This window comes from Silanimonas sp. (assembly GCF_027530345.1).
Taxonomy (GTDB): Bacteria; Pseudomonadota; Gammaproteobacteria; order Xanthomonadales; family Xanthomonadaceae; genus Silanimonas.
Genome location: NZ_JAPZQK010000018.1, coordinates 86,377 through 112,376 on the forward strand (window position 1 = coordinate 86,377; position 26,000 = coordinate 112,376).

Annotated in this window: 20 protein-coding genes; 15 read left to right on the forward strand and 5 right to left on the reverse strand. The window is 69.2% G+C overall.

Going from position 1 to position 26,000, the window contains the following annotated elements; all coding sequences use genetic code 11:
* Window positions 1-52 precede the first annotated feature (52 nt).
* Together O9255_RS09535 and O9255_RS09540 are read left to right on the forward strand one after the other, a co-directional pair.
* Window positions 53-1,771 (forward strand): proline--tRNA ligase, encoded by a 1,719-nt coding sequence (locus tag O9255_RS09535; protein WP_297866621.1) that lies wholly within the window; start codon window positions 53-55, stop codon window positions 1,769-1,771.
* A gap of 144 nt (window positions 1,772-1,915) precedes the next feature.
* On the forward strand, window positions 1,916-2,296 hold the full coding sequence (locus O9255_RS09540; protein WP_297866622.1) for an H-NS histone family protein: 381 nt from the start codon (window positions 1,916-1,918) through the stop codon (window positions 2,294-2,296).
* Window positions 2,297-2,354: 58 nt separating this feature from the next.
* Here the strand turns inward: O9255_RS09540 and O9255_RS09545 are convergent, their stop codons facing one another.
* Window positions 2,355-3,602, reverse strand: coding sequence for a threonine/serine exporter family protein (locus O9255_RS09545; RefSeq protein ID WP_297866623.1), 1,248 nt, complete (start codon window positions 3,600-3,602; stop codon window positions 2,355-2,357).
* 49 nt (window positions 3,603-3,651) lie between these two features.
* On the opposite strand from O9255_RS09545, the gene O9255_RS09550 reads away from it, so the two are divergent.
* The 5 genes from O9255_RS09550 to O9255_RS09570 are packed head-to-tail and all read left to right on the forward strand — an operon-like array spanning window position 3,652 to window position 8,035.
* Window positions 3,652-4,536 (forward strand): DMT family transporter, encoded by an 885-nt coding sequence (locus O9255_RS09550; RefSeq protein WP_297866624.1) that lies wholly within the window; start codon window positions 3,652-3,654, stop codon window positions 4,534-4,536.
* 9 nt (window positions 4,537-4,545) lie between these two features.
* Complete coding sequence (locus O9255_RS09555; RefSeq protein WP_297866625.1) at window positions 4,546-5,661, forward strand: ABC transporter permease; 1,116 nt, start codon at window positions 4,546-4,548, stop codon at window positions 5,659-5,661.
* Window positions 5,658-6,464, forward strand: a complete 807-nt coding sequence (locus tag O9255_RS09560; protein ID WP_297866626.1) for an ATP-binding cassette domain-containing protein — start codon at window positions 5,658-5,660, stop codon at window positions 6,462-6,464. Before O9255_RS09555 ends, O9255_RS09560 begins: the two co-directional genes overlap by 4 nt.
* Before the next feature lie 3 nt (window positions 6,465-6,467).
* Complete coding sequence (locus tag O9255_RS09565) at window positions 6,468-7,427, forward strand: MlaD family protein (RefSeq protein WP_297866627.1); 960 nt, start codon at window positions 6,468-6,470, stop codon at window positions 7,425-7,427.
* Window positions 7,424-8,035, forward strand: a complete 612-nt coding sequence (locus O9255_RS09570; RefSeq protein ID WP_297866628.1) for an ABC-type transport auxiliary lipoprotein family protein — start codon at window positions 7,424-7,426, stop codon at window positions 8,033-8,035. The genes O9255_RS09565 and O9255_RS09570 overlap by 4 nt, the downstream gene beginning before the upstream one ends.
* Window positions 8,036-8,060: 25 nt before the next feature.
* Here O9255_RS09570 and O9255_RS09575 read toward each other — a convergent pair whose 3' ends face one another.
* The 4 genes from O9255_RS09575 to O9255_RS09585 all read right to left on the reverse strand — a co-directional run bounded on the left by O9255_RS09575 (window position 8,061) and on the right by O9255_RS09585 (window position 20,107).
* Window positions 8,061-12,161, reverse strand: a complete 4,101-nt coding sequence (locus O9255_RS09575) for a M64 family metallopeptidase (protein WP_297866629.1) — start codon at window positions 12,159-12,161, stop codon at window positions 8,061-8,063.
* 14 nt (window positions 12,162-12,175) lie between these two features.
* Window positions 12,176-15,469: a S8 family serine peptidase gene (locus O9255_RS09580; protein ID WP_345781372.1), complete on the reverse strand. Its 3,294-nt coding sequence runs from the start codon at window positions 15,467-15,469 to the stop codon at window positions 12,176-12,178.
* Window positions 15,466-16,254 carry a hypothetical protein gene (locus tag O9255_RS15270; RefSeq protein ID WP_345781373.1) on the reverse strand — a complete coding sequence of 263 codons (789 nt, stop codon included), beginning with the start codon at window positions 16,252-16,254 and terminating at the stop codon, window positions 15,466-15,468. Before O9255_RS15270 ends, O9255_RS09580 begins: the two co-directional genes overlap by 4 nt.
* 145 nt (window positions 16,255-16,399) lie before the next feature.
* Window positions 16,400-20,107: a S8 family serine peptidase gene (locus O9255_RS09585; protein ID WP_297866631.1), complete on the reverse strand. Its 3,708-nt coding sequence runs from the start codon at window positions 20,105-20,107 to the stop codon at window positions 16,400-16,402.
* A 194-nt stretch (window positions 20,108-20,301) separates the two neighbouring features.
* On the opposite strand from O9255_RS09585, the gene ccmA reads away from it, so the two are divergent.
* From ccmA to O9255_RS09625, 8 genes are read left to right on the forward strand one after another with little or no spacing between them, the layout of a single operon-like run.
* Window positions 20,302-20,943, forward strand: a complete 642-nt coding sequence (gene ccmA / locus O9255_RS09590) for a heme ABC exporter ATP-binding protein CcmA (RefSeq protein ID WP_297866632.1) — start codon at window positions 20,302-20,304, stop codon at window positions 20,941-20,943.
* Window positions 20,940-21,644 (forward strand): heme exporter protein CcmB, encoded by a 705-nt coding sequence (ccmB, locus tag O9255_RS09595; RefSeq protein ID WP_297866633.1) that lies wholly within the window; start codon window positions 20,940-20,942, stop codon window positions 21,642-21,644. The genes ccmA and ccmB overlap by 4 nt, the downstream gene beginning before the upstream one ends.
* Window positions 21,641-22,393: a heme ABC transporter permease CcmC gene (ccmC, locus tag O9255_RS09600; protein WP_297866634.1), complete on the forward strand. Its 753-nt coding sequence runs from the start codon at window positions 21,641-21,643 to the stop codon at window positions 22,391-22,393. The genes ccmB and ccmC overlap by 4 nt, the downstream gene beginning before the upstream one ends.
* Complete coding sequence (locus O9255_RS09605) at window positions 22,393-22,554, forward strand: heme exporter protein CcmD (protein ID WP_297866635.1); 162 nt, start codon at window positions 22,393-22,395, stop codon at window positions 22,552-22,554. Before ccmC ends, O9255_RS09605 begins: the two co-directional genes overlap by 1 nt.
* Entirely contained in the window at window positions 22,551-23,078 is a 528-nt protein-coding gene (locus tag O9255_RS09610) for a cytochrome c maturation protein CcmE (RefSeq protein ID WP_297866636.1), read from the forward strand. Before O9255_RS09605 ends, O9255_RS09610 begins: the two co-directional genes overlap by 4 nt.
* Complete coding sequence (locus tag O9255_RS09615; protein ID WP_297866637.1) at window positions 23,078-25,030, forward strand: heme lyase CcmF/NrfE family subunit; 1,953 nt, start codon at window positions 23,078-23,080, stop codon at window positions 25,028-25,030. The genes O9255_RS09610 and O9255_RS09615 overlap by 1 nt, the downstream gene beginning before the upstream one ends.
* On the forward strand, window positions 25,030-25,569 hold the full coding sequence (locus tag O9255_RS09620; RefSeq protein ID WP_297866638.1) for a DsbE family thiol:disulfide interchange protein: 540 nt from the start codon (window positions 25,030-25,032) through the stop codon (window positions 25,567-25,569). Before O9255_RS09615 ends, O9255_RS09620 begins: the two co-directional genes overlap by 1 nt.
* Complete coding sequence (locus tag O9255_RS09625; protein ID WP_297866639.1) at window positions 25,566-26,000, forward strand: cytochrome c-type biogenesis protein; 435 nt, start codon at window positions 25,566-25,568, stop codon at window positions 25,998-26,000. Before O9255_RS09620 ends, O9255_RS09625 begins: the two co-directional genes overlap by 4 nt.

Genomic DNA, 26,000 nt, shown 5'->3' on the forward strand with positions numbered 1-26,000 from the left:
GGCTCGCGCCGGGCGCTAGAATGCGGGCTTTGCGTCTTCAGAACGAGCCCGCATGCGCCTTTCGCAGTTCCACCTCAGCACCACCAAGGAAACCCCCGCCGACGCCGAAGTCATCAGCCACCAGCTGATGCTGCGGGCGGGGATGATCAAGAAGCTCGGCGCCGGTCTCTACACCTGGACCCCGCTCGGCTTGCGCGCCCTGCGCAAAGTGGAATCCGTGGTGCGCGAGGAAATGGAGCGCGCCGGCGCGATCGAAGTGCTGATGCCGGCCGTGCAGCCCAAGGAGCTGTGGGAAGAAACCGGCCGCTGGGCCAAGTTCGGCGGCCAGCTGCTGAAGATCACTGATCGCAAGCAGCAGGAATACTGCTTCGGCCCGACGCACGAGGAAGTCATCACCGACTTCGCGCGCCAGGAGCTGGCCAGCTACAAGCAGCTGCCGAAGAACTTCTTCCAGATCCAGACCAAGTTCCGCGACGAGATCCGCCCGCGCTTCGGCGTGATGCGCGCCCGCGAGTTCCTGATGAAGGACGCGTACTCGTTCCACGTCACGCCCGACTGCATGGCGCGCGAGTACCAGAACATGTATGACGCCTACACGCGCATCTTCACGCGCCTGGGCTTGATGTTCCGCGCCGTGAACGCCGACACCGGCGCCATCGGCGGTTCGGCCTCGCACGAGTTCCATGTTCTGGCTGATTCGGGCGAGGACGCCATCGCGTTCTCCGACACCTCGCAGTACGCCGCGAACGTGGAGTTGGCTGAGGCGGTGGCTCCCGCCGCGCCGCGCACTGCCGCTTCGGAAACCATGACCAAGGTGGCCACGCCGACGCAGAGGACCTGCGAAGCTGTGGCCGAGCTGCTGGGCCTGCCGCTGACGCGCGCCGTGAAGTCGGTGGCCGTGGTCGGTGATGCGAAGGTGCTGGGCGGCACGGGCTTCGTGCTGGCTCTCGTCCGCGGCGACCACGTCGTCAACGAGATCAAGCTGTCGAAGATCGCCGGTCTCGCCGAGCACCGGCTGGCCACCGAAGAGGAAATCCGCGCCCACCTCGGCGCCTCGCCGGGCTTCCTGGGCCCGGTCGCGCCGAAGCAGCCGATCACCGTCGTCGCTGATCGCACGGTCGCCGCAATGGCCGACTTCGTGGTCGGCGCCAACGAGGACGGCTTCCACCTCGCCGGCGTGAACTTCGGCCGCGACCTGACCGAGCCGACGCTCGTCGCCGACATCCGCAACGTGGTCGAAGGCGACCCTTCGCCGGACGGCCACGGCACGATCAAGCTGGCCCGCGGCATCGAGGTCGGCCACGTGTTCCAGCTCGGCCAGAAGTACGCCGAGGCGATGAAGGCCACGGTGTTGAACGCCGAAGGCAAGGCCCAGGTCATGTACATGGGCTGCTACGGCATCGGCGTCTCGCGCATCGTCGCCGCGGGCATCGAGCAGAACTTCGACGCCAGCGGCATCCGCTGGCCGGAGGCGATGGCGCCCTGGCGCGTCGCGGTCTGCATGATCAACCCGAAGGCCGACGCGACGGTCACCGCCGCCGCCGAGGCGCTGTACAACGACCTCGCCGCCCGCGGCGTCGAGGTGGTGCTCGACGATCGCGGCCTGCGCCCCGGCCAGATGTTCGCCGACATCGAACTCATCGGCCTCCCGCACCGCGTCGTCGTGTCCGAACGCGGACTGGCGGCGGGCACCTTCGAGTACCGCGCCCGCTCGGCGGCTGAATCGGAGAACCTCAGCCGCGAGCAGGTGTTCGAGCGCCTCGGCCTGTAATCCCCTCGAAAACCGTTCCACGAAAACGCCGCGCCCGTCGCGGCGTTTTCATTTCCGTCGCGGCTGATTACCATCGGGATTCCTCCGGATTATCGGTTCCGATAATCCGGATAACCCCTACCCACACCCCGCAAGGAGCCCCGAATGGCCGTTGATCTGGATGGACTGTCGCCCAAGGAACTGGACGCCCTGATTTCGAAAGCCAAGCAGCGCAAGCAGACGCTGGCGAAGCGCTCCTCGCAGGCCGAGGTGAGCAAGGCGCTGGAGGCCACGGCCCGGAAGCACGGCTGGACGCTTTCCGAGCTTTTCGGCGCCAGCCGCGGCACGGGTGCTCCCAAGGTGGCGAAGGCCGCCAAGCCGGCCGCCGCACCGAAATCGCGCAAGTCGGCGACGAAGGGCACCAAGGTCGCGGCGAAGTACCGCCATCCGGAAACCGGCCAGACCTGGTCGGGCCGCGGCATCCTGCCGAAGTGGATGACCGAGGAGATCGCCAAGGGCCGCAAGCGCGAGGATTTCGCGATCTGAGTGCGGCCCCTCGCCCGCTCCACCCGTCGACGCCGGCCTCGCGCCGGCGTCGCCGTTTTCAGAGGTAACGGCGCGGCGGCACCAGCAGGTTGCCGAACAGCAAGCCCGCGACGAGGGCGATCAGGGCGCTCAACACCGCGACGGCGGTGTCGAGCCCCAGCACCACGTCACGCTCCATCACGAAGTTCAGGCTGCGGAAACCGACGCTGCCCGGCACCAGCAGGATGATGCCGGACACCCGCAGCAGCGCCCCCGGCCGGCGGAAGATCCGCCCGAACGCGTTCGAGACCATCGCCACGCCGAGCCCCGCAAGGAACACGCCACCGGCGAACGCTTCCGACGACAGGCCCGGAATCTGGCCGCCGAGGCGCGTCAGCCCGTAGCCGATCCACGCCCCGGCCATCACCACGAGGAAATCCCGGCGCGCCGCGCCGAACAGCACGGCGAAGGCCGCCGAACCGACGAGCAAGCCTACCCATTCGGCCCAAGCCGGGAGCTGGGGCGCACTGATCAACTGCGGTTGCCACCCGAGGGCATGCGCCACTTGCGTGGCGACGATGGTGCCGAAGGTCAGTTTCAACAGGGCCACCGTGGCCCCGGCGAAGCGCGCCGTGCCCGAGGCCCAGTTCTGGCTGCTGAGTTCGGCCACCGCGGTGGTGAGCATCAGGCCGGGCATCAGCACGATCAGCGAGGCGATGACGACCGTCTGCAACGACAGCGGGGTGAGGAAGGCAGCGATCGCCGAGGCCGTCAGGGTGGCGAGCAGTGCGGCGATGGCGTCGGAGGCCTCGTGCAGTCGCGGACGGCTCGACGAGGCCACGCAGAGCAGGCCGATCATCAGCCCGATCACCGCGGACGCGGCGACATCCGCCCAACTGGTGCGCAGCAGGGCCGCGACCGAGCCCGAGGCCAAGCCGAACGCCAGCACGGTGATCGCCAGCTTCTCCCGCCCCATCGGACGGTCGAGCGCCGTGAGCGCCTGAAGGCCTTCGTCCACCTCCATGCGGCCGTCGGTGACCCGCTCGGCGATGTCGTCCACCATCGCCAGCGCCTTGAGGTTGATATCCCCGGGCGCGAGTCGGAGCACGCGGGTGATCTCGGCGCCATCGTTCTTCTGCGGGCTCGAGAACGACAGGATGATGCCTGTCGGGTTACACCATATCTCGGTCCGCACGCCGAGGCGCTTCGACACCGTCAGCACCGCGCCTTCAAGGCGGTCGGTCGACATCCCGCAGGCGTGCAGACGGCGCGCCAGGTCGATGATGAAATTGCAGCGCTGGCGGAAGGGGCTGGTGGCGGCACTCATGGCGCGAAAGCATGGCAGAAAGCCATGCCCATCAACGACAATGTCGCGCATGGGCCTCGGTGAACTGCTTTCCTTGCTGTCCGCGGCCGTCTGGGCCGTGGGCGTGATCCTGTACCGCCAGCTTGGCGCGACGCTGCCGCCGCTGCAGTTGAACCTGCTGAAGAACAGCCTGGTGCTCGGCATGGTGCTGGTGAGCCTGCCACTGGTGCACGGCTTCGCCTTGCCCGATTTCAGCGCGAGCCAGCTGGGGCTGGCCCTGCTGAGCGGCTTCATCGGCATCGCCATCGCCGACACCCTGTACTTCCGCGCCCTGAACCAGTTGGGCGCCGGACGCATGGGCGTGCTGGGCAACTTCTACAGCCCGGCGGTGATCCTGCTCAGCGTGGTCTTCCTCGACGAGCGCCTGAGCGTCGTGCAGATGATCGGCTTCGGCCTCGTCAGCCTCGGTGTGTATCTGGTCGCCGAGCGACGCCCCGACGATGCGGGCGGCGGCCGGGCTCTGCTCAAGGGATTGGCGATCGGCTTCTGCGCCATCCTGCTGATGGCCGTGGCCATCGTCCTCGTGAAGCGCACGCTCGAAGCCCAGCCGCTGATGTGGGTGACCGCGGTGCGCATGACCGGCGCCGTGGTCGGCCTCTGGGTACTGGCCCTTGTCTTCCGCCGTCGGCTCGGGCCGGCCTTGCCGCCGCTCGCCGGCGTGCCGTGGCGGAAACTGCTGATCGCGGCCTTCGTCGGGCAGTTCCTTTCGATGGTCTTCTGGCTCGGCGGCTACAAGTTCACCTCGGCCTCGGTGGCGGCTATCCTCAACGAGAGCGCGTCGGTCTTCATCCTGCTGCTGGCTTGGGCCTGGCTGAAGGAACCTCTGAGCCGTCGCGCGCTCGCCGGCGTGGCGCTCACGGTCGCCGGCGTGAGTTGCATGCTGCTGCCCGCCTGAAGGAGCCGAATGGCCGAGACGCCGCACCTGCGCGAAGACCCCGATCAGACCGGGTGCTGGCGTGCCGGCGGCGATTGGACGCTGGCGCATGCGGCCCGTCTGGAGGCCCTGCCTGCACCTCGCGGCGGCCCCGAAACCGCGCTGATCGACGCCCGCGGCATCGGCCAGATGGATGCCAGCGGCGCGATGCTGCTTTGGCGGCTCTCGCGCGACGCGGGGCTTGACGGCGGGGACGCGCTGCGACTCCGCGAAGAGCACGCCCCGCTGTTCTCCGCGGTGCAAGGCATCTGCCTGAACCCACCACGCGCCGTGGTCAAGGACTACGGCGTTCGCGCCATGCTCTCGCGCATCGGCGCGACGGTGGAGGACTACACCCGTGAGGTGATCGCGCTGGTCGCCTTTGGCGGCGAAGCGCTGTTGACGGCGCTGCGCATCGGCTGGAACCCGCGGCGATGGCGCATCACCTCGACGATCGCCCACATGGAGTCGGTCGGGCTGGATGCCGTGCCACTGGTGCTGCTGCTCAGCTTCATGGTCGGCGCCGTCGTGGCCTTCCTCGGCGCCGAGGTGCTGGCGGAGTTCGGTGCCGAGATCTACGTCGTCGAACTGATCGGCATCAGCTTCCTCCGCGAGTTCGGCGTGCTGCTCACCGCCGTGCTGCTCGCCGGCCGAACCGCGAGCGCCTTCACTGCCCAGATCGGCGCGATGCAATCGGGCGAGGAAATCGACGCCATCCGCACCCTCGGTCTCGACCCGATGGAACTGCTGGTCTTGCCGCGCGTCGTCGCGCTTGTGCTGATGCTGCCGCTGCTCACCTTCCTCGCCATGATGGCGGGCATCGCCGGCGGCGTGACCATCGGAACGACGATGCTCGGCATCTCGCCGGAGATGTTCATCGCCCGGCTGCACGAAACCATCGAAGTCCGGCATTTCTTCACCGGCATGGCGAAGGCCCCGGTGTTCGCCCTAGTCATCGGCCTGATCGGCTGCCTCGAAGGCATGCAGGTGCAGGGCACCGCGCAGTCGGTGGGCGAACGCACGACCTCCAGCGTCGTGCAGACGATCTCGCTGGTCATCGTCATCGATGCCTTCGCCGCGCTGTGGTTCATGGAGATGGGCTGGTGAGCGCCGCCAAGGTCCCTGTGAAGCCCCGCCCCTGCGATTTCTCCACGCCGGCGATCGAAGTGCGCGGCCTCGTGAACGCCTTCGGCTCGCAGGTCGTGCACGACGGCGTCGACCTGACGGTGAACCGTGGCGAGATCGTCGGGGTGGTCGGCGGTTCGGGTTCGGGCAAGTCGGTACTGATGCGCGCCATCCTCGGTCTGCGGCGCCCACAAGCCGGCTCGGTGCGGGTGTTCGGCATCGACGCGCTGGCCGACGACGAAGCCAGCCGACTGGCCATCGAGACGCAGACCGGCGTGCTGTTCCAGGGCGGCGCGCTGTTCTCCTCGCTGAGCGTGCTCGAGAACATCATGGTGCCGCTCAAGGAGCACCACGAACTCTCCGACGACCTGATGCACGCGCTGTGCTGGATGAAGATGCGCCTCGCCGGCCTACCCTCCTCGGCGGCCGAGAAGCTCCCCGCCCAGCTCTCCGGCGGCATGAAGAAGCGCGCGGGCTTGGCACGAGCGCTCGCCCTCGACCCGCCCCTGCTCTTCCTCGACGAACCCACCGCCGGCCTCGATCCCATCGGCGCCGCCGCCTTCGACGACCTCATCCTCAACCTCAAGCGCTCGCTGGGCTTGACGGTGTTCCTCATCACCCACGATCTCGACACGCTGTACGCCATCTGCGACCGCGTGGCCGTGCTGGCCGACCGCAAGGTCGTCGCCTGTGCGCCGATCGCCGAGATCGAACGCTTCGAGCACCCCTGGGTGCAGGAGTACTTCCACGGACCGCGCGGCCGCGCCGCGCGACGCGAGGCCTGAACCATGGAAACCAAAGCCCACCACGTGTTGATCGGCGCCTTCACCCTCGCGGTGGCGGTGCTGGCGATGCTGTTCGCCCTCTGGGCGGCGAAAACGGTCTCCGACCGCCAATGGGACGAGTACGAAGTCGTCTTCACCGAAGCCGTCACTGGCCTCACGCGCGGCGGCGTGGTGCAGTACAACGGCATCGCCGTGGGTGACGTCACCGAACTGAAACTCGACGCCGCCGACCCGAGCAAGGTGGTCGCCCGCATCCGCGTCGGCGCCGGCACGCCGGTAAAGACCGACACGACGGCGAAGCTCGCCTTCGTCGGCCTGACGGGCCTGGTGCAGATCCAGCTCAGCGGCGGCAGCCCGCAGAGCCCGATGCTCAAGGACGCTCGCGAGGGCGAGGACGGCCTGCCGCGGATCGCCGCTCAGGAGTCGGCCTTCGCGAAGCTGCTGAACTCTTCCGAAGACATCACCACGACCGCCAGCGACGTGCTCATCCGCATCAACCGGATGTTGAACGACGAGACGGTGGAGAACGTCTCGAAGACGATGGCCAACCTCGAGCAGGTCACCGGGACGCTCGCGGCCGAGCGCGGCGAGATCGCCCAGCTGCTGCGCGATGCACGCTCCTCGGCCGAACGTCTCGATCGCGTGCTGGCCACCGCCGAAAGCACGATGGGCGGGCTCGACCGCAGCGTCGCCGCGCTCGACAAGGACCTGCCGCAGATCCTCACCAAGCTCGACCGGACGCTCACCGAGTTCGAGGCGCTGTCGGGCAACGCGAATGCCTTGGTCGCCGAGAACCGCGGCGCCGTGCAGCAGTTCAGCCGCGACGGCCTCACCCAGGTCGGGCCGACGCTTGCCGAATTGCGTAGCGTGCTGCGGCAGTTGAACCGCGCCGCAGCCAAGATCGAAGAACGCCCGTCCAGCCTCGTGCTGGGCAGCTCCACGCCCGAGGAGTTCACGCCGTGAGCCTGCGCCGCACCGCCCTGCCCCTCGCTCTCGCGGCCTCGCTCGCGGGCTGCCTCTCCATCGGCGACAAAGCCGATCTCGTGGTCTACGCCCCGCAGGTTTCGGTGGTGCCGGACGAATCGTGGCCGACGCTCGACCGCACGCTGGCGATCGCCGAGCCGAATGCGAGCACCCTGCTCGATAGCAACCGCATCGCCGTGCGGCCCAAGCCGGCGACGCTGCAGGTCTACGGCGGCGCGATCTGGGCCGACAGCGCACCCGACCTCGTGCAATCGGCGCTGGTCGACAGCTTCGCGGACCACGGGCACTTCCGCGCCGTGGTGCGGCCCACCGACGGGCTGGGCGCCGACCTGCTGCTGCGCCTCGACCTGCGCCACTTCGAGGCGGCCTACGCCGAGGACGCGAAGACGCCGACCGTCGTCGTGGAGCTGCAGGCCACGCTTGTCGACCAGCGAACGCACCAGGTGATCGGCAGCCGTCGGTTCCGCGCGGAGCAGTCCACCGAGCGCGAGAAGCTTCCCTCGGTGGTGCCTGCGTTCGAAGCCGCCCTCGGCGAGGTGGCCACGGCGATGCTGCCCTGGGTCCTCGAGACCGCGAAGGGCGACTGAGCCCGCGTTGCGCGGGCTCGCGCCTTCAGTTCCCCGCGCAGCCCTGCAGAGTACCGAGCGGCGTCACCGTGTCGTTCGCCACCCACGTACCCGGCACGCCGGCCGTGTAGGTGCCGCTGAGCTGGATGCGCTGCAGCGTGCCGCTGCCCACCGTGCGTGTCAGCGTGCCCACCGTGCTGCGCACCGGGTTGCCCGTGCGGTTGCAGAGCGGGCAGGCACCGGTGTTCTGCGCCAGCGTCAGCGTCTCGGTCGCCGCGCCAATGCCACTCCGCTCCGCGATCAGGTAGCGGGGCACGCCCTGGGCGTCGTAGCCGAACACCGTGTAGAACTCGTAGTTTGGGAACAACTGCACGCTGTAGCCCGAACCCGCCCGTGCCGGATCGAACCAGTGGCCGCTGGCATTCAGTGGCGCCCCCGCGAAGGCCGGGCAACCGCCACCGAAGTTCTCGTAGGCCTCGCTGCCGGTCTCACCGTCGAGCGTGTAACTGAAGGTGAAGGCACTCGTCGAACGCGGCGTCACCGTCGCTTCGCCCACCGGCGTCAAGAAGTTGCTGCTGCCATTCCATGCGCTGCGGAAGATCGTGCCGCGCCAGAGGCCGGTGGCGCCTGGCGCCGCGCCCTGCAGGTAGTACCAGGTGGTCGTCCCGTCCTGCAGGTAGGTGTACCAGAGGCCCGCCCACTGGCTGCCCGCGGGGTACAGGAACAGCCCGTTGCCCGAGCGCTGCGGGTTGAAAAAGCCACCGGGGCGAAGCGCGGGTCCGTTGCCCGTGAGCGTCGCGCGCACCGTCAGGTCAGCCGTGGCGCCGGTGGCGTTCACCGGCGTCACGTACCAGCGTCCGGCGGCGGGATTGTTGACCGTGAGCGATTCATTGCCCGAGGGCGTGGTGGCACTCGCGGTCGCAAGGTTGCGGGCCGGCGCGTTCGGCACCGTCGGCGTCGCGCTGCTGGCCACGAGGGTGTCCACCCGCGCGAGGTGCAGGTCGACGTTCGCCGCGCTGCTCGTGGTGACATCGAGGCGCGCCAAGCCCGGCGGAACGTCGATGTACAGCCCCTCGTTCGCCGCCGAACCGGCCAAGGCCATCGCGTGGTCGATGCCGCTCTGCAAGGCAAAGGGCACCGCTGCGCCCGCCGAACGCTCGATCCGCACCGGCACCCAGCCCAGCGAGGTGTTCGCGTCCGACCTCACTTCCAGCCAGCCGCCGCGCACCTGGCCCGGCGCCAGCGTGGCGTCGTTCCAGACCAGGCGCATCGGGAACCCCGCATTGACCGCCACAGAACCGGGGCCCGTGGCAACCAGCTGCCGCTGGGCCAGCGGACGATCCACCGGCACCTCGAACAGTTCCGCCCGCGCGCTCTGAGCCCCGCTGCGCGAGTGCAGTCGCACCCAATAGCGAGCCGTCGCATTGGCCGCCTGGTTCACCACCAGCTCGCAGCGCTCCGCCACCGACGACATCGCTGCCGCGCACGCGACTTCGCTGCTGTCGGCCTGGCCGTTGTTGTTGGCGTCCAGCCCGAGGTAGACGTCGACATCGCCGCCGGACACCGAACGCGCGTCGACGAACACCCGCCAGGCGCGAGCCGAGGTCGAGGCGGCGAACGTGCGCAGTGTCGTCTCGGCACCGCCCGCATCGAAGGGCGTCTCCGGCGTCGAATCCACCGTCAGCGACGACGACACCACCACCGGCGCCACCAGACCATGCGCGTCGAAGCGGGCGGCAGGCAGCGCCGAAAGTCCCGACATCGACACGATCTGGTGGCCACGGTCACGGCTCACCGAGAGCGACACATTGTTCTCCTCCACCGGTAGTCGGAGGAATTGCACGTTTGCCTCGCTGCAACGTCCGCCCACCTCACAAAGGCGATAGCGCAGGTTGTCCTCCCCCAGCGTGGATCCCGGCGTATAGAGCACCCGATCATCCGACACGTCCTGCGGAGTGCCGTTGGTCGACACAGAGGCCGATCCTCGGCTTGGGGGAACCACCACGCTGAGGCTTCCCCCGACGAGGCGGGCAGCGGTAACCACGTCGTTGTCCAAGACCTGCACCGTCGCCTGCGTGCTGGCCCTGCCGATCGAAACGCGATCGGCGCGGGCAGCGAACGCCGGGATGCCGCCATCGTCATCGAGGATGGTCACCAAGCCTTCGCCATCGCCGATCAATGCATTGACTGGAGCGCTCGCGACGACGCGGAATCGTTCATCGGATTCCGGCATCGAATCGCCGTTGACGACCACCGTGAACACCGCCGAGGTCTGCCCCGCGGGCACGGTGACGGCCGCAGTGCGCGCCACGTAGTCCCCCGGCTGCGCGGCGGAGTCGTCGGCCGTGGACAGGGTGACCGAGACCCCTCCGGCAGGTGCGGGCGCGGAGAGTTGCAGGGACACGTCCACGCTGCGTGTGCCGCTGTTGCCTTCGGTGACGCTGGCATCACCCACGCTGGCCGTCGCGAGTCCGCTGTTCGACACGTTGACGTTCCAGATTCGCCGATGCACGAGATCCGAACCCGCCATCGCCGCACGGACGAGCGCCGTCGTGTCAGTGGCGCGCAATTCGACCTGCCGCGTCGCCGGGCCACCGGTGCCGGGCTGGAAGGTGAAACTGGTTCCGTTCGCGCCGTTCACGGCCACGCCGTCGACGTACCACTGAAGGCTCACCGAATCGGGCTGCGGGCGCAGCACGCTCGCGGAGAACACTTGGGAGCCACCAGTCGCGACATTGACGGTGGTCGCCGTGGACGGGCTTTCGCTGCCCGGTTCGATAAGGTCGATGCCGGCCGATGGCGTGCCCCAGCCACCGCGATACAAGCGCAACACGTACTCCTGCGAGCACACGGAGCAGAACTGCCCGCCGAGGCTGCGCATCGCGCAGTTGTTCGCGGGTCGGTGCATGCCGGTGGTCTGGTAGCGCGCACCGACGAACAGTCCGATGCCCGGCGTCCCAGCTGGCGTGGGGATCGCGTTGCCGGGCGTGATCCACGAGGCCCACTTGATGCTTCCGGCAATGGTCTGGTCGGTGACGTTCGCTTCGCAGGCGCGCGTGCCGCTGACATCGCTGCAGGCCGGGAAGCCGGGATAAGCGGTGGTGTATTCGTCGGCCAGTCGATGGAAGGTGTGGCCATACTCGTGCACCACGATCAACCGCGCGCTGGTGTTGGTGGTCGTGACCGAGATGCTGCCGCCCGCGCCGCCGTAGACCGGGTCGTTGACCAGGACGATGATCTCGTCCCAGTTCGGGCTGGCGCTGGCGGCCGCCAGCACCTTGCTGTTGTTTACCGTGACCAAGCGGTGGATCTGGCTGGTGCAAAAGCGCCCGTCGAAGGCGGTGTCGACGAAGGTGTTGGCGCGCGGGTCGGTCTGCGCGGCCGTCTCGGCGCAGCAGCTCGTGGTCGTGCAGCCGGCCTGGTAAGGCGGATGGTCGGCGCCGCTCTGCGCCGAGGCGGTGAACAGCGAGGTCCAGTTCACGAAGCTCGCGTACTCGCGGTAGGGCGAGAAGCCGAACATCGACACGCGCATGTTCTCGACGTCGGTGGCGAAGGTCGACGCCTCGGCGGCGGTGTAGCCGTCGCCCATCACCAGCACATCGACGCGGTTCGACGAGGGGCCGCTGGCGGTGCCGCGGTCGCCGCCCGAGGCGCTCTGCGGCTGGGCCTCGGGCACCGAAGGAATCGGCAGCGAGGCGGCTTCGCGCTCCACGATGCCGAGATCGAGCGTGCTCTCGCGGCCGAGATTCGACAGCGTCAGCTCGCCGCCGACACCCGCCGGGACGCGCACCACGAAGGCGCGCTCGGCGTCGGGCGCCACGCGGCTTTCGATGGCGCCGTCGACACCATTGGCGGCGAACTCGCCGCGGATGAAGCGCGGCACCTCGACGACGGTGCGCCAACCTTCGGCCTCGACGACGAGCTGGTCGGGGTTCGCGCGGGCCAGCGCCAGCGCACCGGCGCTGTCCACCGCGCGATCACCCTCCAGCGCCACGCGCCGATGGAAGACGGTCTCGGGTCGGCCTTCGGCGTCGAGGCGCACGACGAGGTAATGCCCCGCAAGATCCTCCTGGGCCGGCAGGGCGACGGCGGGGGCCAGCACCCCTGCTGCGGCGATGACCAAGCCGCCCCGGAGGACGCCGCGCACCCTTGCGCCGCCGCTCACGGCGTGCAGCCCTGGCGCTCGCCGAGCGCGCTGACGCTGTCGTTCGCCGCCCACGTGCCGGGCACGCCGCCCACGTAGCTCGCGTTCAACGTGAAGCCGCTGAGCGCGCCATTGGCAAAGCGCCGCTCGATCGTGCCGACCTGGGTCCGGGTGGGGTTGCCACTGCGGGCGCAGAGCGGGCAGAAACCGGCGTTCTGCCCGAGCGGCAGGCTCTCCGTCGCGCCGCCGGCGCTGTTGCGCTCGGCCAGCAGGTAACGCGGCACACCGCGCGCGTCATAGCCGAACACCGTATAGAACTCGTAGTTCTGGAACAGCTGCACGCTGTAGCCGCTGCCTGCCCGCGCCGGGTCGAACCAGTGTCCACTGGCATTGACCTGCTGGCCGCCGATGGTCGGGCAGCCGCGACCGAAAGCGCTCAGGGGCTCGGAACCGGTCTGTCCGTCCAGCGTCCAGGTCCAAGTGAAGGCGTCCGGCCCGGTCGGCGTGGCCGTGGCCTCGCCCACCGCGGTCAGGCTGTTGGCGCTTCCGTTCCAGGCGCTGCGGAACATCGTGCCCCGCCACACGCCGTTGGCGCCGGGGCGCGGCCCCTGCAGGTAGTACCAGGTGCTGGTGCCGTCCTCGAGGTAGGTGTACCAGAGCGCCGCCCAATCGGGCCCGGCGGGGTACACGAACACGCCGTGGCCGGAGCGGTCGCCGTTGAAGTAGCCGCCCGGACGGACCGTTGGCGGCGTGGCGGTGATCGACGCCGTGACGGTCGTATTGGCCGCCGCGCCGGAGGCGTTCACCGGGGTGACGTACCAGCGGCCGGCGGCCGGGGACGCCACCGTGACCGACTCGTTGCCGGTCGCACCATTGCCCACGTGCGAGGCCTCGCCACGCGCCGGGGCGACGGGAATGGACGGCACGCCCGAGCCGCTGTTGGGCGGGCGGCGCGCGAGGTAGACATCGACGTTCGCGCTGCTCGCCGTGGTGACGGTGAGCTGGGTTGCACCGGTAGGCACGTCGATGAACATCGCGTCATGTGCCTCCCCGGCCGCGAGGCCGACGGTTTCCGCGCGCGCATGCGCCAACGAGAGCGCGCTGCGCGGGCCGGCGACGCGCGTCAGGCTGTAGGGGATCACGCCCATGGGCTGCTGGCCCGGTGCCGCGGACACGAGCACCGCGCCACGGCGGACTTCGCCCACGGCCCAAGTTGGATCGTTCCAGCCAACGCGCACCGTCGAGCCCTGCCCGACCGAGGCATTGCCGGGGCCAGTCGCGGTGAGGCGGGCGTTCTCGCCAGTGGCCGCAGCGCTCAGCGGCAGCACGCTGTGGCGCACCACGAAATCACCTGTACCCGAGCGGTTCCACACCATCGCCCAGTAAGCCTGAGACCCCGGATCGCCATAGTGCTCGACGTCGAGCACGCAGCGGGTGGCCGATTCGCAAATCTGGTTGCGCGAACCGGGGCTGCCGCCATTCCCGACGATCAGCGAGGTCTGCGTGCCGTCCGGCACCTGCAGTTCGACCTCGATGCGAACACGCGTGCGCTCGCTGCCAGCCGGTGCAGGCACGCTGATCGCGTGCCAGCCGACACCATTGGTCAAGTTGTCGTAACGGTCGGTCGGCGTGGGATCGGCGGTGAGCGTGTAGCGGGTGGTGGTGAGGCCGACCAGGCGCGTGCCGGCGAAACGGGCATTGGGCGAGGCCAGGTTGAGGCCCGGCACGGCCAGATCGAAGAAGCCGCGATCGCTGTCGACGTTGCGCGTCTGCGCGGCCGGCAGGCCCGTCACCGGGGCACGCAGCGCCACCGGCAGGGTCAGGGCTTCGTCGGCGCTGCCGCCCACGCGAGCGATGCGGACGCTGCCGTACAACCAGCGTCCATAGAGGCCGGGATCATCGATACGGGCACTGAACTGCAGCGCCCGACTGGCGCCCGAGCCGACGGTGAAGTCCGTCTCCGACGGCGTCAGCGTGACGCCCGCCGGCACAGTGAAGGTCGTCCGGTAGCTGGCGCCGCCGATGAGGTCGGTCACCGTGCGCGTGAGTGGCGAACAGGTGGGACTGCACGCACCAAACACCATCGACGGAAGATTGAGGTTGGCCTGGGCGCCACTGCCCGACAGGAACTGCCCGGGCGGCACCACGAGGGCCAGCGGCGCGCGCACCGCGCGAGCCACATCGATGCGGCCGGCACCCTGCTCATTGGCCGGCACCGCGGCACCGCCGGCGCGGCGCGTCACCGTTGTCCGGGCCGTGCCCATCAGGGCGGAGATGATCTGGTCGGCGCGCCAGGAGGGCTTCGCGCCGCGCAGCAGCGCTGCAGCGCCGGCGACGTGCGGCGAGGCCATCGAGGTGCCGGAGAGCGTGGCGTCGCCATTGCCCTGGTGGGAGGCCGACAGGATGCTGGAACCCGGTGCCGCGATGTCGGGCTTGATGACCCCGGGCAGCACGGGCGACGGACCGCGAGCGCTGCTCGTGCTCAGTACATCGGCATTGGCCTCGAGGATTTCGATTTCCGCGCCGTCGATGCGTGCGGTGTGGCCGACGCCATTGCCCAGCCACTGCAGCAGGGCCTGCGCATCGGCCCAGCCAAGGTGCGTGGTCGGGATGCTGTGCTCGTCAGCGATGGTCGATTCACCCTCCGCCGCGGTATTGAGCAGGACGGTGCCCGCGCCGCCGGACAGACGGACGTTGTTGCTCTTCGCCACGCGGGCCTGCACGCCGCGGTTGCAGACCACGATCTGACCGTTCCAGCGGTTGGCCGGCCAGGGGTTGCTGGCGCCATTCACCGGCAGGCTGAGGTCGCCGCTGCCCTGGCTGCACAGCGGGTGCGCGGGATCGCGCACCAACGGCGCCGGACCCACGCCGAGCGTGAGACCTTGGCCGACCATCACGCCTCCGCTCGGCGCGGCCGTGCCACCGCCGCTGAGCCGCAAGCGGTTGATGTAACGGCGGCCGTGCGTGGTATTGGCCACCGAAAGCACCCAAGGCGAATCGCTGGGGCTGCGCACCGTGGCGACGTCCGGACCGCTGTTGCCGGCAGAAACGGCGACGACGATGCCGGCAGTGCGGGCGTCGAGCATGGCCAGCGAACCGCTGTTCGACCAGGGACTCACGTTGCTGCCACCGATCGAATAATTGATGACGTCGACGCCATCGATCACCGCTTGGTTGAGCGCGGCCAACGTCCAACTGCCAGCGCAGCCGTCCTCGCAGGCCTTGTAGCTGATGAGGTTGGCGCGCGGGGCCACGCCGCGGATCTGATAGTTCAGCTGCGAGCCGTTGGCGTAACTCTTGACGATTTTCACCGCGTTGCCGACAGCAGTGCCCGCAACGTGGGTGCCATGGCCGTCGAGGTCGAGCCGGTATTGGCCTCCTCGTCGCCGCTGCCCGTCGTCATGTCGTAGATGCCGATCAGCTTGTTGTTGCAAGTCGCCGCGGCAGTGGCGCACAGGCCGAGGAAAGTGCCCCTCGGGTTCGCGTGCGTGTAGCCGTCGACGGGCGACACCGCCGCGAACTGCGGATGCGTCGGGTTGATGCCGGAATCGATGATGCCGACGATCACGCCCTCGCCCCGCGAGGCGATACCGGCGACGCCGGTCCAGACGTCCGGAGCCCGGACCAGCGTCGTCGAGACGTCATCTTGCAACTGCTCGATCCGTTCGCGTTCGACGCCGGCGACGCCGGGCAGCGTGGCCATCACCGCGGCTTCCTCGGCACTCAACCGGAGCGCGACGCCATTCAACACGGCGTCGTAGACGAAGGCCGGCTCGAGCGGACGCCCCAGCTGAGCGGCGGCGGCGTCGAGGCGGGCTTCGCGTCGATCCGCCAGTTCCTGGCGGTAGGACTGCACCGCGCTCGAGGCCATGTCGAGGCGCGGCGCGCCGGTCACGGAAGGCGAGGTCGCAGCGAGCGTCTTGCCACCCCGCTTCACCTGGACACCGGTGTAGGACGCCAGCGCCGGCTCGGCGAAACGCACGATCCACATCGAGCGTTGCGCCGCATCATCGGCACTGGAAGCGGCCGGGGCTTCGGAGGCGGAGGCGACCGCCAGGGACAGGGAGAGTGCGAGCAGGGAACGACGAACGGGCATCACGGGGGCGGCATCCTTCGCAGACCGTCCGATGTTAACCAAGCGCGTTCTCCGGCTGGTCAACGGTTCACGGCGTCCGTCACAAAAAACAACACCCCGGCCAAAGCCGGGGTGTCGGGAAAAACCCGAAGCCGAAGGTTCGCCCTCAGGGCGTGCACCCCTGGAGGCTGCCGAGGGCGCTGAGCGGCTCGTTCGCCGTCCAAGTGCCCTGCACGCCGTTCACGAACGAACCGTTCAGGGTGATGTTCGAGAACGTGCCGCCCGAGAAGCTGCGCGAGAACGAGCCGATGGTGCTGCGCGTCGGCGTGCCGGTTCGGGTGCAGAGCGGGCAGAAGCCGTTGATCTGCTCGAGGTTGGCCGTCGCGGTCGATCCACCGAAGCTCGTGCGCTCGGCGATCAGGTAGCGCGGGATGCCCAGGCCGTCGTAGGCAAATACCGTGTAGAACTCGTAGTTCGGGAACATCTGCACGCTGTACCCGGAGCCCGCGGTCGCCGGATTGAACCAGTGCGAGCTCACGTTCAGGGGGCTGCCGGAGAGCGCGGGGCAACCGCCGCCGAAGTTGCGGAAGGCCTCGGAACCGGTTTCGCCGTCCAGGTTGTACGAGAAGGTGAACTCGTTCGTGGCCGTCGGGCTGACGGTCGCGTTGCCCACTTCCACCAGCGTGTTCGCGCTGCCGTTCCACGCACTGCGGAACAGCTGCCCCGACCAGAAGCCATTCGCTCCCGGCGCGGCGCCCTGCAGGTAGTACCAGGTCGGAGTGCCATCGGCGAGGAACGTGTACCAGAGGCCCGCGAGCTGGTTGCCCGCCGGGTACAGGAAGAACCCGTGGCCACTGCGTTCCGGGTTGAAGTAACCGCCCGGACGGACGCTCGGCGCCGTGCCGGCAATCGTGGCGCGGAGCGTGAGGCTGGCCGTGGTGCCCGAGGCATTCACCGGGGTCAGGTACCAGCGGCCCGCCGCCGGGTTCGCCACGGTCACCGTTTCATTGCCGCTGGTCGTCGTGGCGCTCGCCGTGGCGGTGTTGCGTGCCGGCGCCGCGGCGATCGTCGGGATGGCCGCGGCCGGCACGATCGGCGCGACGCGGGCGAGGTAGAGATCGACGTTCGCGCTGCTCGTCGTGGTGACGGTGAGCTGGGTCGCCCCGGCCGGAACGTCGATGTAGGCGTACTCCTGTGCGGCACCGGCCGGCAGCACCATCGGGCGATCGACGCCCGCCGACAGGGCGAACGGCGACGGCGTGGCCGAACTGCGCGTGAGCTTGAACGGCACGCGGATCGCGTTGACGCCGGGGCCGCGATCAACCATCAGAAAGCCGAAGCGCGACTGGCCGTTGAGGAAGGTCGGATCGTCGTAGACGAGGCGCGCGACGAAGTTCGTTCTCGAGGGGACGTTGCCCGGTCCCGTGGCCCTCTGGCTCGTCGAGGCGACGGCGTCGATGGCCGCCATTTCCAGCAGCGCCTCGTTGCGCGCCCCGGCGCTGCTGGCGGTCCAGTTCTGTGCCAGTCCCCAGACGGTGATCGGCACGTTGTTGCCGGTATGGGTCACCGTGATCGAGCAGGCCTCGCTCGCACCGGAGGACTCGCTGCTGCATCGCTCTTCGGCGCTGTCCGGCCGGCCATCGGCGTCGGTATCCACACCAACGAACAGGTCGAAGTCCTGCGCGGCGGGTGACGAGGCCGGGGCCAGCGTCACGTTGACCTGCACGGTGTGCGTGCGGCCATCGTTGAAGTTGATCGGCACGTTCTGGAAGAACACGCCATCGGTGAGGTTGTCGTAGGGGTCGCGGTTGGTGCTGTCCTGCAGCAGCCCCTCCTGCTTCGTCACCGGCACCACCAGGTCGGTGGCGGCGAAGCGCGCATTGCCGAGGCTGATGATTTCGCCGAGGTTGAAGTCGACGAAACCGCGGTCGCCGCTGACCGTGCGGGCCTGCAACGGGGGCACGGTACCCGAGGACAGGTAGATCGCCACCGGCAAGGTCAGGTCCGGCGTACCGCCCCCAACGCGACGGAGCGTCACCGACCCGTACGCCCAGGTGTTGAGGGCGCTCTGCGCGTTCGTGCTGAAGAGGAATGACAGCGCCTGCGAACCGCCGCCGGTCAATGTGAACGTGCTCGGCGTGGTCGTCAGCGACAGGCCGGTCGGCAGATCAACGATGACCTGGTACTGCCCGCCGGCGGCCCCCGGCATCAGCGAGACGGTGCGCTGGAGCGTGCAGGTCTCAATGCAATCGCCCGAGGCGAGCGAGGGCAGGTTCAGCGCGGACGCCGCACCCAGGCTGGCGCCCCGGAAGGCACCCGCGGGCAGGTTGAAGGCCAGAGAGGCATTGGCGGCCCGCTCGAGATCCACGGTGCCCGCGCCGCGATCATGCGGCGTGGTGGCACGGCCGTCGGCGAATTCCACGATGTTCGAGGCTCGCGCCGTGAGGGAGAGCGCCGAGACGATGTGGTCGGCGTTCCAGGCGGGGCGCGCGCCGGCGAGCAGCGCCGCGGCACCCGCGACGTGCGGCGAGGCCATCGACGTGCCGCTGAGTGTGGTGATCTCGTTGCCGAGGCGGCCGGCGGCGCGGATCGAGACGCCCGGCGCCGCGACGTCCGGCTTCAGCACGCCCAGCGGCGACACGGGGCCGCGACTGCTGAAGGTCGCGAGACGATCGCCGAGGCCGTTCCGATCATGGGTCACGGCGGCGACGCTGATGACCCACGGCGAGTTCGACGGCGAACCCACGGTGCCCGGGTTGGGGCCGTCGTTGCCGGCCGACACCGCCACCACGATGCCGGCCTCGCGGGCCGCGAGGAAGGCCTCCTCGTCGGAATTCACCGCGCCGCCGACAGTCAGCCACGGATCCGACTGCCCGCCGCCGATCGAGTAGTTGATGACGTCCACCTGGTCGGCGACGGCACGATTGATGGACGCGATGAGCGCGCTGCCGGAGTTGGGACCGCAGGAGCGGTTGTCCGGGGTGGAGCCGCAGCCCCGGTAGGAAATGAGGTTGGCCCGCGGCGCAACGCCACTGAGGTCGACGACCGCGCCATTGATCGTACTGGTGATCGGGTTGCCCGCTGCCGTTGCGGCGACATGGGTGCCGTGCCCATCCGGGTCGGGCTCGAAGGCCGAAGTGCCATTGGCGCCACCGGCGAGGAAGTCATAGACGCCGATCAACTTGTTGTTGCAGACGCCGGCATTGGCCGGGGTGGCGCACCAGCCGAGCAGCGCGCCCTTCGGGTTGGTGTGCGTGTAGCCACCTGCCGTGGCGGCGAAGGAAACGTGGGTCGGATTGATGCCCGAATCGATGACGCCGACGACCACGCCCTCGCCGCGGCTGGTGACGCCGGCGCTGCCGGTCCAGATCGTCGGCGCCTTGATCCAAGTCGGCCCCCGTTCCGTCATTGCACGACGTTCGAAATCCGGCGTGACCGCGCGGATGCCGGGCATACCCGCCAGAGTCTCGGCCTCGGCCGGCGTCAAGTCGAGCGCGACACCGTTGAGGGCGTGCTCGTAAACGAACTTCGGCACGAGCTCTCGACCGAAGGCGGCGGAGGCCGCGTCGAGGCGCTGCTCGCGCAGGGTGCCGATGTAGGCCAGATAGGCCTCGGCTTCGGGACGCTCCGGGTCGTACTTGGACTGGCCGGTCAGCGCGATCGCGACCGGTGCCAGCGCCGGGCGACGCCCGTCCTTGGCCTGGAAGCCACGGAACAGCGGGGCGGCGGGCTCGTCGAAACTGACGATGTACGAGCCGCGGACGTGGGCCGTCGCGGCGGAGGCGGCAACCGTCGGGCGGTCGCTGCGCGCGTCGATGGGCGCGGCCAGGGGAAGCGCCAGAGTGATCGCGGCGGCGAGGGTGAGCAATCGCATTGGGGGGTCCTGCGGGAAGGTTGCTGGGGCGAAGGCCGGTCCGAGTGTACCGGCCGGTTGACACGAATCCATCATTGCGCCCGGCGTCATCGCCGACCGCCAAGCGGGTCACAGTGCGGAAACGCGCCAGCGACCGGCGGGATGACACGCGCCGCGTGGACACCCGACCGCGGCGGCCGCTAGCATCCGCGCCGATGGACTCCGCGCCCGCGGCCCTGCTCGTCGCGCGGGGCCTCACCTACCACCGCAATCAGGACCCGATCTTCGGGCCCCTCGACCTTCACGTCGACGCCGGGGAAGCCGTGCTGGTCCGGGGCGGCAATGGCGCCGGGAAAACCACCCTGCTCAAGGTGCTCGCCGGCCTCCTGGAGGCCACCGGCGGCAGCGCGACCCTGCTGGGTGCCCCTGTCGATACCGACCACCTCGCCCGCCATTGCGCCTACCTCGGCCATCGGCTCGGTCACAAGGCCGAGCTCGGCGGCCTCGACAACCTGCGCTACGCCGCGACGCTGCAAGGCCGACCGCGGACCGACGCCGATCTCGAAGCCGCACTCGCCGCCGTCGGCCTGGCCGGCTACGAAGACACCCCTGCGGGGCGGATGAGCGCCGGCCAGAACAAGCGGCTGGCGCTCGCGCGCCTCTCCTTGCATCCCGCCAAGCTCTGGCTGATGGACGAGCCCTACGCGAACCTCGACCTCGACGGCATTGCCCTCGTCGACCGCATGGTCGGCGCCCACACGGCGGCGGGCGGGGCGGCCTTCATCACCACCCACGGGGCCTACGCAGCCCCGCCGGGCCGGGTGCGCGTGATCGAACTCCATGGCGGCCGGGCATGAGCGGCGGATCACCCCCGGCATCCCCAGTGAGCTGGGCCGCGGTGGCCCGCGCCCAGCTCCGCCGTGACCTCACCCTCGTCTGGGCCCGTCGCGGGGATGCCCTGCAACCCCTGCTGTTCGCCCTGATGACCGCCAGCCTGTTCCCGCTCGCCCTAGGCGCCGAGCCGGGGAAGCTCGCGCCGCTCGCCGCCGGCGTGCTGTGGGTCTGCGTACTGCTGTCCGGGCTGCTCGGGCTCGATGCGCTGTTCCGCTCCGACACGGAGGATGGCGGGCTTGAGCAGATGCTGCTCTCGCCGGCGCCTCTGGCCCTGTTGGTCGGCGTGCGCGTGCTGGTGCACTGGCTGACGACCGCCCTGCCCTTGCTGGTGGTCGCGCCGCTGCTGGCCTCGATGCTGCAGTTGCCGATGTCGCTGCTGCCCATCCTGATGGCCTCGCTCGCGCTCGGCACGCCCCTGCTCAGCCTGATCGGTGCCGTGGTCGCGGCGCTCACGGTCGGGGTGAAGCGCTCTGGTATCCTGCTGCCTCTGCTCGCCCTGCCGCTCTATGTGCCGGTGCTCGTCTTCGGCGCAGGCAGCGTTGCGGCCGCGGCCGAGGGCTACGACGCGCTCGGCGCCCTGCTGCTTCTGGCCGGGGCGCTGGTGCTGGCGCTCGTTCTCGCGCCGCTCGCGGCGGCGGCGGCCCTTCGGATCGCGCACACATGAATGCCCTGCTGCTCTGGTTCCATCGCACCGGCTCGCCGCCCAACTTCGACCGCTTCTGCGCCCGCTGGGTTCCGTGGTGTTTCGCGGCGGCCGTCATCCTGCTGCTGCCGGGTCTCTACGGCGCGCTGTTCGCCGTGCCGACCGATTACAAGCAGGGCGACAGCTTCCGCATCCTCTACATCCACGTGCCGGCGGCATGGTCGGCGATGTTCATCTTCGTCGCGATGGCCGTGCAGGCGTTCATTGCGCTGGTCTGGCGCATCAAGGCCTGCGAGACCCTGGCCGTGGCCGCCGCTCCCGTCGGGGCCGCCTTCGCGGCCATCACACTCATCACCGGCTCGATCTGGGGCCGCCCCACCTGGGGCACGTGGTGGGAGTGGGACCCGCGCCTCACCTCGATGCTGGTGATGTTCTTCCTCTACATCGGCGTCATCGCACTCCACAACGCCATCGAGGACCGCCGGGCCGCGGCCCGCGCCGCGTGCTTCCTTGCGCTCATCGGCGTGATCAACGTGCCGATCGTGCATTTCTCCGTGGACTGGTGGAACAGCCTGCACCAGGGCGACACCATCAACCTGACGCGCGGCGAATCGCAGATGCACACCTCGATGCTGTGGCCGCTGATCCTCACCACGCTGGCCACGAAGTTCTGGTTCGTCGGCTCCCTGCTGCAGCGGGCCCGCGTGCTGAACCTCGAGAACGAGTCCGCCCAGCCCTGGGCCAAGGCCCTGGCCATGGAGGCACGCTGATGGAGCATCTTCACGGCTGGTTCGTCGCCGCGGCCTACGCGATCGCCCTGGTGATCCTGCTCGCCGACGCCTTCTTGCCACGGATCAAGTTCAAATCGCTGCTGCGCGGCATCCTGCTGCGCGAACGCCGCGCCTCCGCTTCGAAGAACGAGTCCCCATGAACCCCACCCGCCAACGCCGCCTCTGGATGGCCCTGCTGGTCCTGCTTGCCGCCGCTGTCGGTGGCGGGCTCATCGTCTGGGCCCTGCAGCGCAACGTCACCTTCCTGCACTCCCCGACCGCCGTTCGTGATGGCCAAGTCCCGGAGGACGCACGCTTCCGGCTGGGTGGCGTGCTGCTCGAGGGCAGCGTGAAGCGCGAGCCGGGTTCGCTGCGCGTCGCCTTCGAAGTGACCGACCGCTTCAACAACTACCCGGTGGTCTACGACGGCATCCTCCCGGACATGTTCCGCGAGGGCACCAGCGTGATCGCCACGGGCCGCATCCACGACGGGCAGCTGGTGGCCGATGAGGTGCTGGCCAAGCACGACGAGCAGTACATGCCGAAGGAAGTGGCGGACGCCATCGCCGCGGCGAAGGAACAGGGCGAGGCCAAGGCCGCCGCCGATGCGCCCACTTATGGCGATGCGCCGCCAGACGCTGCGACACCGCCGGCTGAAGCGACGACCTCGGGCGGCACCTACTGATGCTCCCCGAACTCGGCAACCTCGCCCTGCTGTTGGCCCTGCTGCTGGCGGTGGCGATGTCGACGCTGCCGCTCGCCGGCGCCCACAAGGGCAACGTCGCTTGGATGAACCTCGCGCGCCCGCTCGCCTACGGGCAACTGGCGCTGCTCTCGGTGTCCTACGCCGCGCTGACATGGGCCTTCATCGACCACGATCTTTCGGTGGCCTACGTCGCCAACAACTCGCACATCAAGCTGCCGATGCTTTACCAGATCAGCGCGGTTTGGGGCGGGCATGAAGGCTCGCTGCTGCTCTGGGTGCTGATCCTCGCGATCTGGATCGCCGCGGTGGCACGGTTCTCCCGCTCGCTGCCGCTGCCGGTGATCGCCCGCGTGCTGGCCGTGATGGGCCTGATCGCGGTGGGCTTCCTGAGTTTCACGGCGTTCACCTCCAACCCGTTCGAACGCCTGCTGCCGGCGGCGACGGAAGGGCGTGACCTGAACCCGCTGCTCCAGGACCCTGGGCTGATCTTCCATCCGCCGTTGCTCTACGTCGGCTACGTGGGCTTCGCGGTGGCTTTCGCGTTCGCGGTCGCCGCGCTGCTGGACGGGCGTCTGGACGCCCAGTGGGTGCGATGGTCGCGACCGTGGACGAACGTGGCCTGGGCCTTCCTGACGCTGGGCATCGGCCTCGGCAGCTACTGGGCGTACTACGAACTGGGCTGGGGCGGCTGGTGGTTCTGGGATCCGGTCGAGAACGCCAGCTTCATGCCTTGGCTGGTGGGCACGGCCCTGCTGCACTCGCAGGCGGTCTCGGAGAAGCGCGGCAGCTTCCATGGCTGGACCCTGCTGCTCGCCATCGCCGCCTTCTCGCTCTCCTTGCTCGGCACCTTCCTCGTGCGCTCGGGCGTGCTGACCTCGGTGCACGCCTTCGCCAGCGATCCTGAGCGCGGCCTCTACATCCTCGGCTTCCTGCTGGTGGTCGTCGGTGGCTCGCTCGCGCTCTACGCGAAGCGCGCACCGAAGTCGGAAACGGCACAAGCATTCGCCGGCAGTTCGCGCGAGACGCTGCTGCTGGTGAACAACCTGCTGCTCACCGCCGCGGCAGCGATGGTGCTGCTCGGCACGCTCTTTCCGCTGCTCGTCGATGCCCTGAAGCTCGGCCAGATCTCGGTCGGCCCGCCGTACTTCGGCCTGCTGTTCACCCTGCTGATGGCGCCGGTCGTTCTGCTGGTGCCCTTCGGCCCGGTGACGCGCTGGGGCCGGGAGGATGCCGGTGCCGTTGGACGCATGATGGCCCCTTGGCTGGTGCTGGGCCTCGCGGCCATGTTCCTCGTGTTCTTCACCTGGCCCGAAGGCACCTTCAAGACGGCGGCGGGCATCGGCGGCGGTGTGTGGGTGATCGCCGGCACCGCGGTGTTCCTGTGGCGACGCCTGAAGACCCAGCGACAGAAGCTGACCGCCGAAATGGCCGGCATGGTGCTGGCGCATGCCGGCATCGGCGTGTTCGTCATCGGCGTGCTCGTGCTGGAAAGCACGATGATCGAGCGCGACGTGGCGGCCAAGCCGGGCATGAGCTTCGAAGTGCGCGAATACACCTTCGCCTTCGACGGGGTCGTTCCGCAGCAGGGCCCGAACTTCGAAGCCGACGTGGGCACGGTGCGGCTGTTCAAGGACGGCGAGTTCATCGCCACACTGCGCCCCGAGAAGCGCTTCTACCCGGTGTCCGGCCAGATGATGACGGAGGCCTACTACGAAGCCGGCTTGTTCCGCGACGTGTACGTGGCCCTCGGTGATCCGCTCGATGCGCAGAAGACCGAGTGGGCCGTGCGCCTGTACGTGAAGCCCTACATCCGCTGGATCTGGTTCGGCGCCTTGATGATGGCCATCGGCGGCTTCGTCGTCGCCTTCGACCGTCGCTTCCGCAAACCGGTGAACGCCCCGGCCGCCACCGCACCGGCCGAGGCGCTGTGATGGGCCGCTGGCTGCCGCTGGGCCTGTTCCTCGCGCTGGCCGTGCTGCTGGGTGCGGGCGTCCTCATGAATGCCGGCAAAACGCAGACAGACATCGAGTCGCCGTTGATCGGCCAGCCCGCGCCGGACTTCGCGCTACCGGATTTCAACGACCCGTCGACGACGGTCCGCAAGGCCGATCTGCTCGGCAAGCCGTATCTCGTCAACATCTGGGCGAGCTGGTGCGCGAGCTGCCGGGTCGAGCATCCGGTGATCACCGACATCGCGAACAGCGGTCGCCTGCATGTGGTCGGCTACAACTACAAGGACGCGCCGGAAGACGCCGCGCGCTGGCTGCAGCAGTTCGGCAATCCATTCCATCGGATCATCGCCGACGTCGAGGGTGCCGCCGCGATCGACTGGGGCATCTATGGCGCGCCCGAGACCTTCCTGGTGGATGCGAAGGGCATCGTGCGCTGGAAGCACGTCGGGCCGGTGACGCCCGAGGTGGTCGAAACGCAGCTGTGGCCGCTGCTCACCACGCTGGAGAGCGAAGGATGAACACGCTACGCCACGTCGTTGTCGCGCTCGCGCTGCTGCTCGCCGGCACCGTCGCTGCGCTCCATCCGAAGGACTTCCAGAGCCCGGAGGAAGAAGCCCGCTATCGCGCGATCGCCAAAGAGCTGCGCTGCGTGATGTGCCAGAACCAGTCGTTGGCCGATTCGCCGGCAGGCGTCGCCGACGACATGCGCCGCCAAGTGCTCACGCTCATCCGCGAAGGCAAGAATGATGCGGAGATCACCGCGTTCTTCCAGGCGCGCTACGGCGATTTCATCCTCTATCGCCCGGAAGTGAAGCCGGTGACCTGGGCGCTGTGGTTCGGCCCGGCCCTGCTCCTTCTCGTCGGCGCCGGCGTGGTGGTCTCGATCGTGCGCCGCCAGAAGACCGATGCCCCGGCCGCACCGCCGGCCGAAGACCGCCAGGAATGGTGA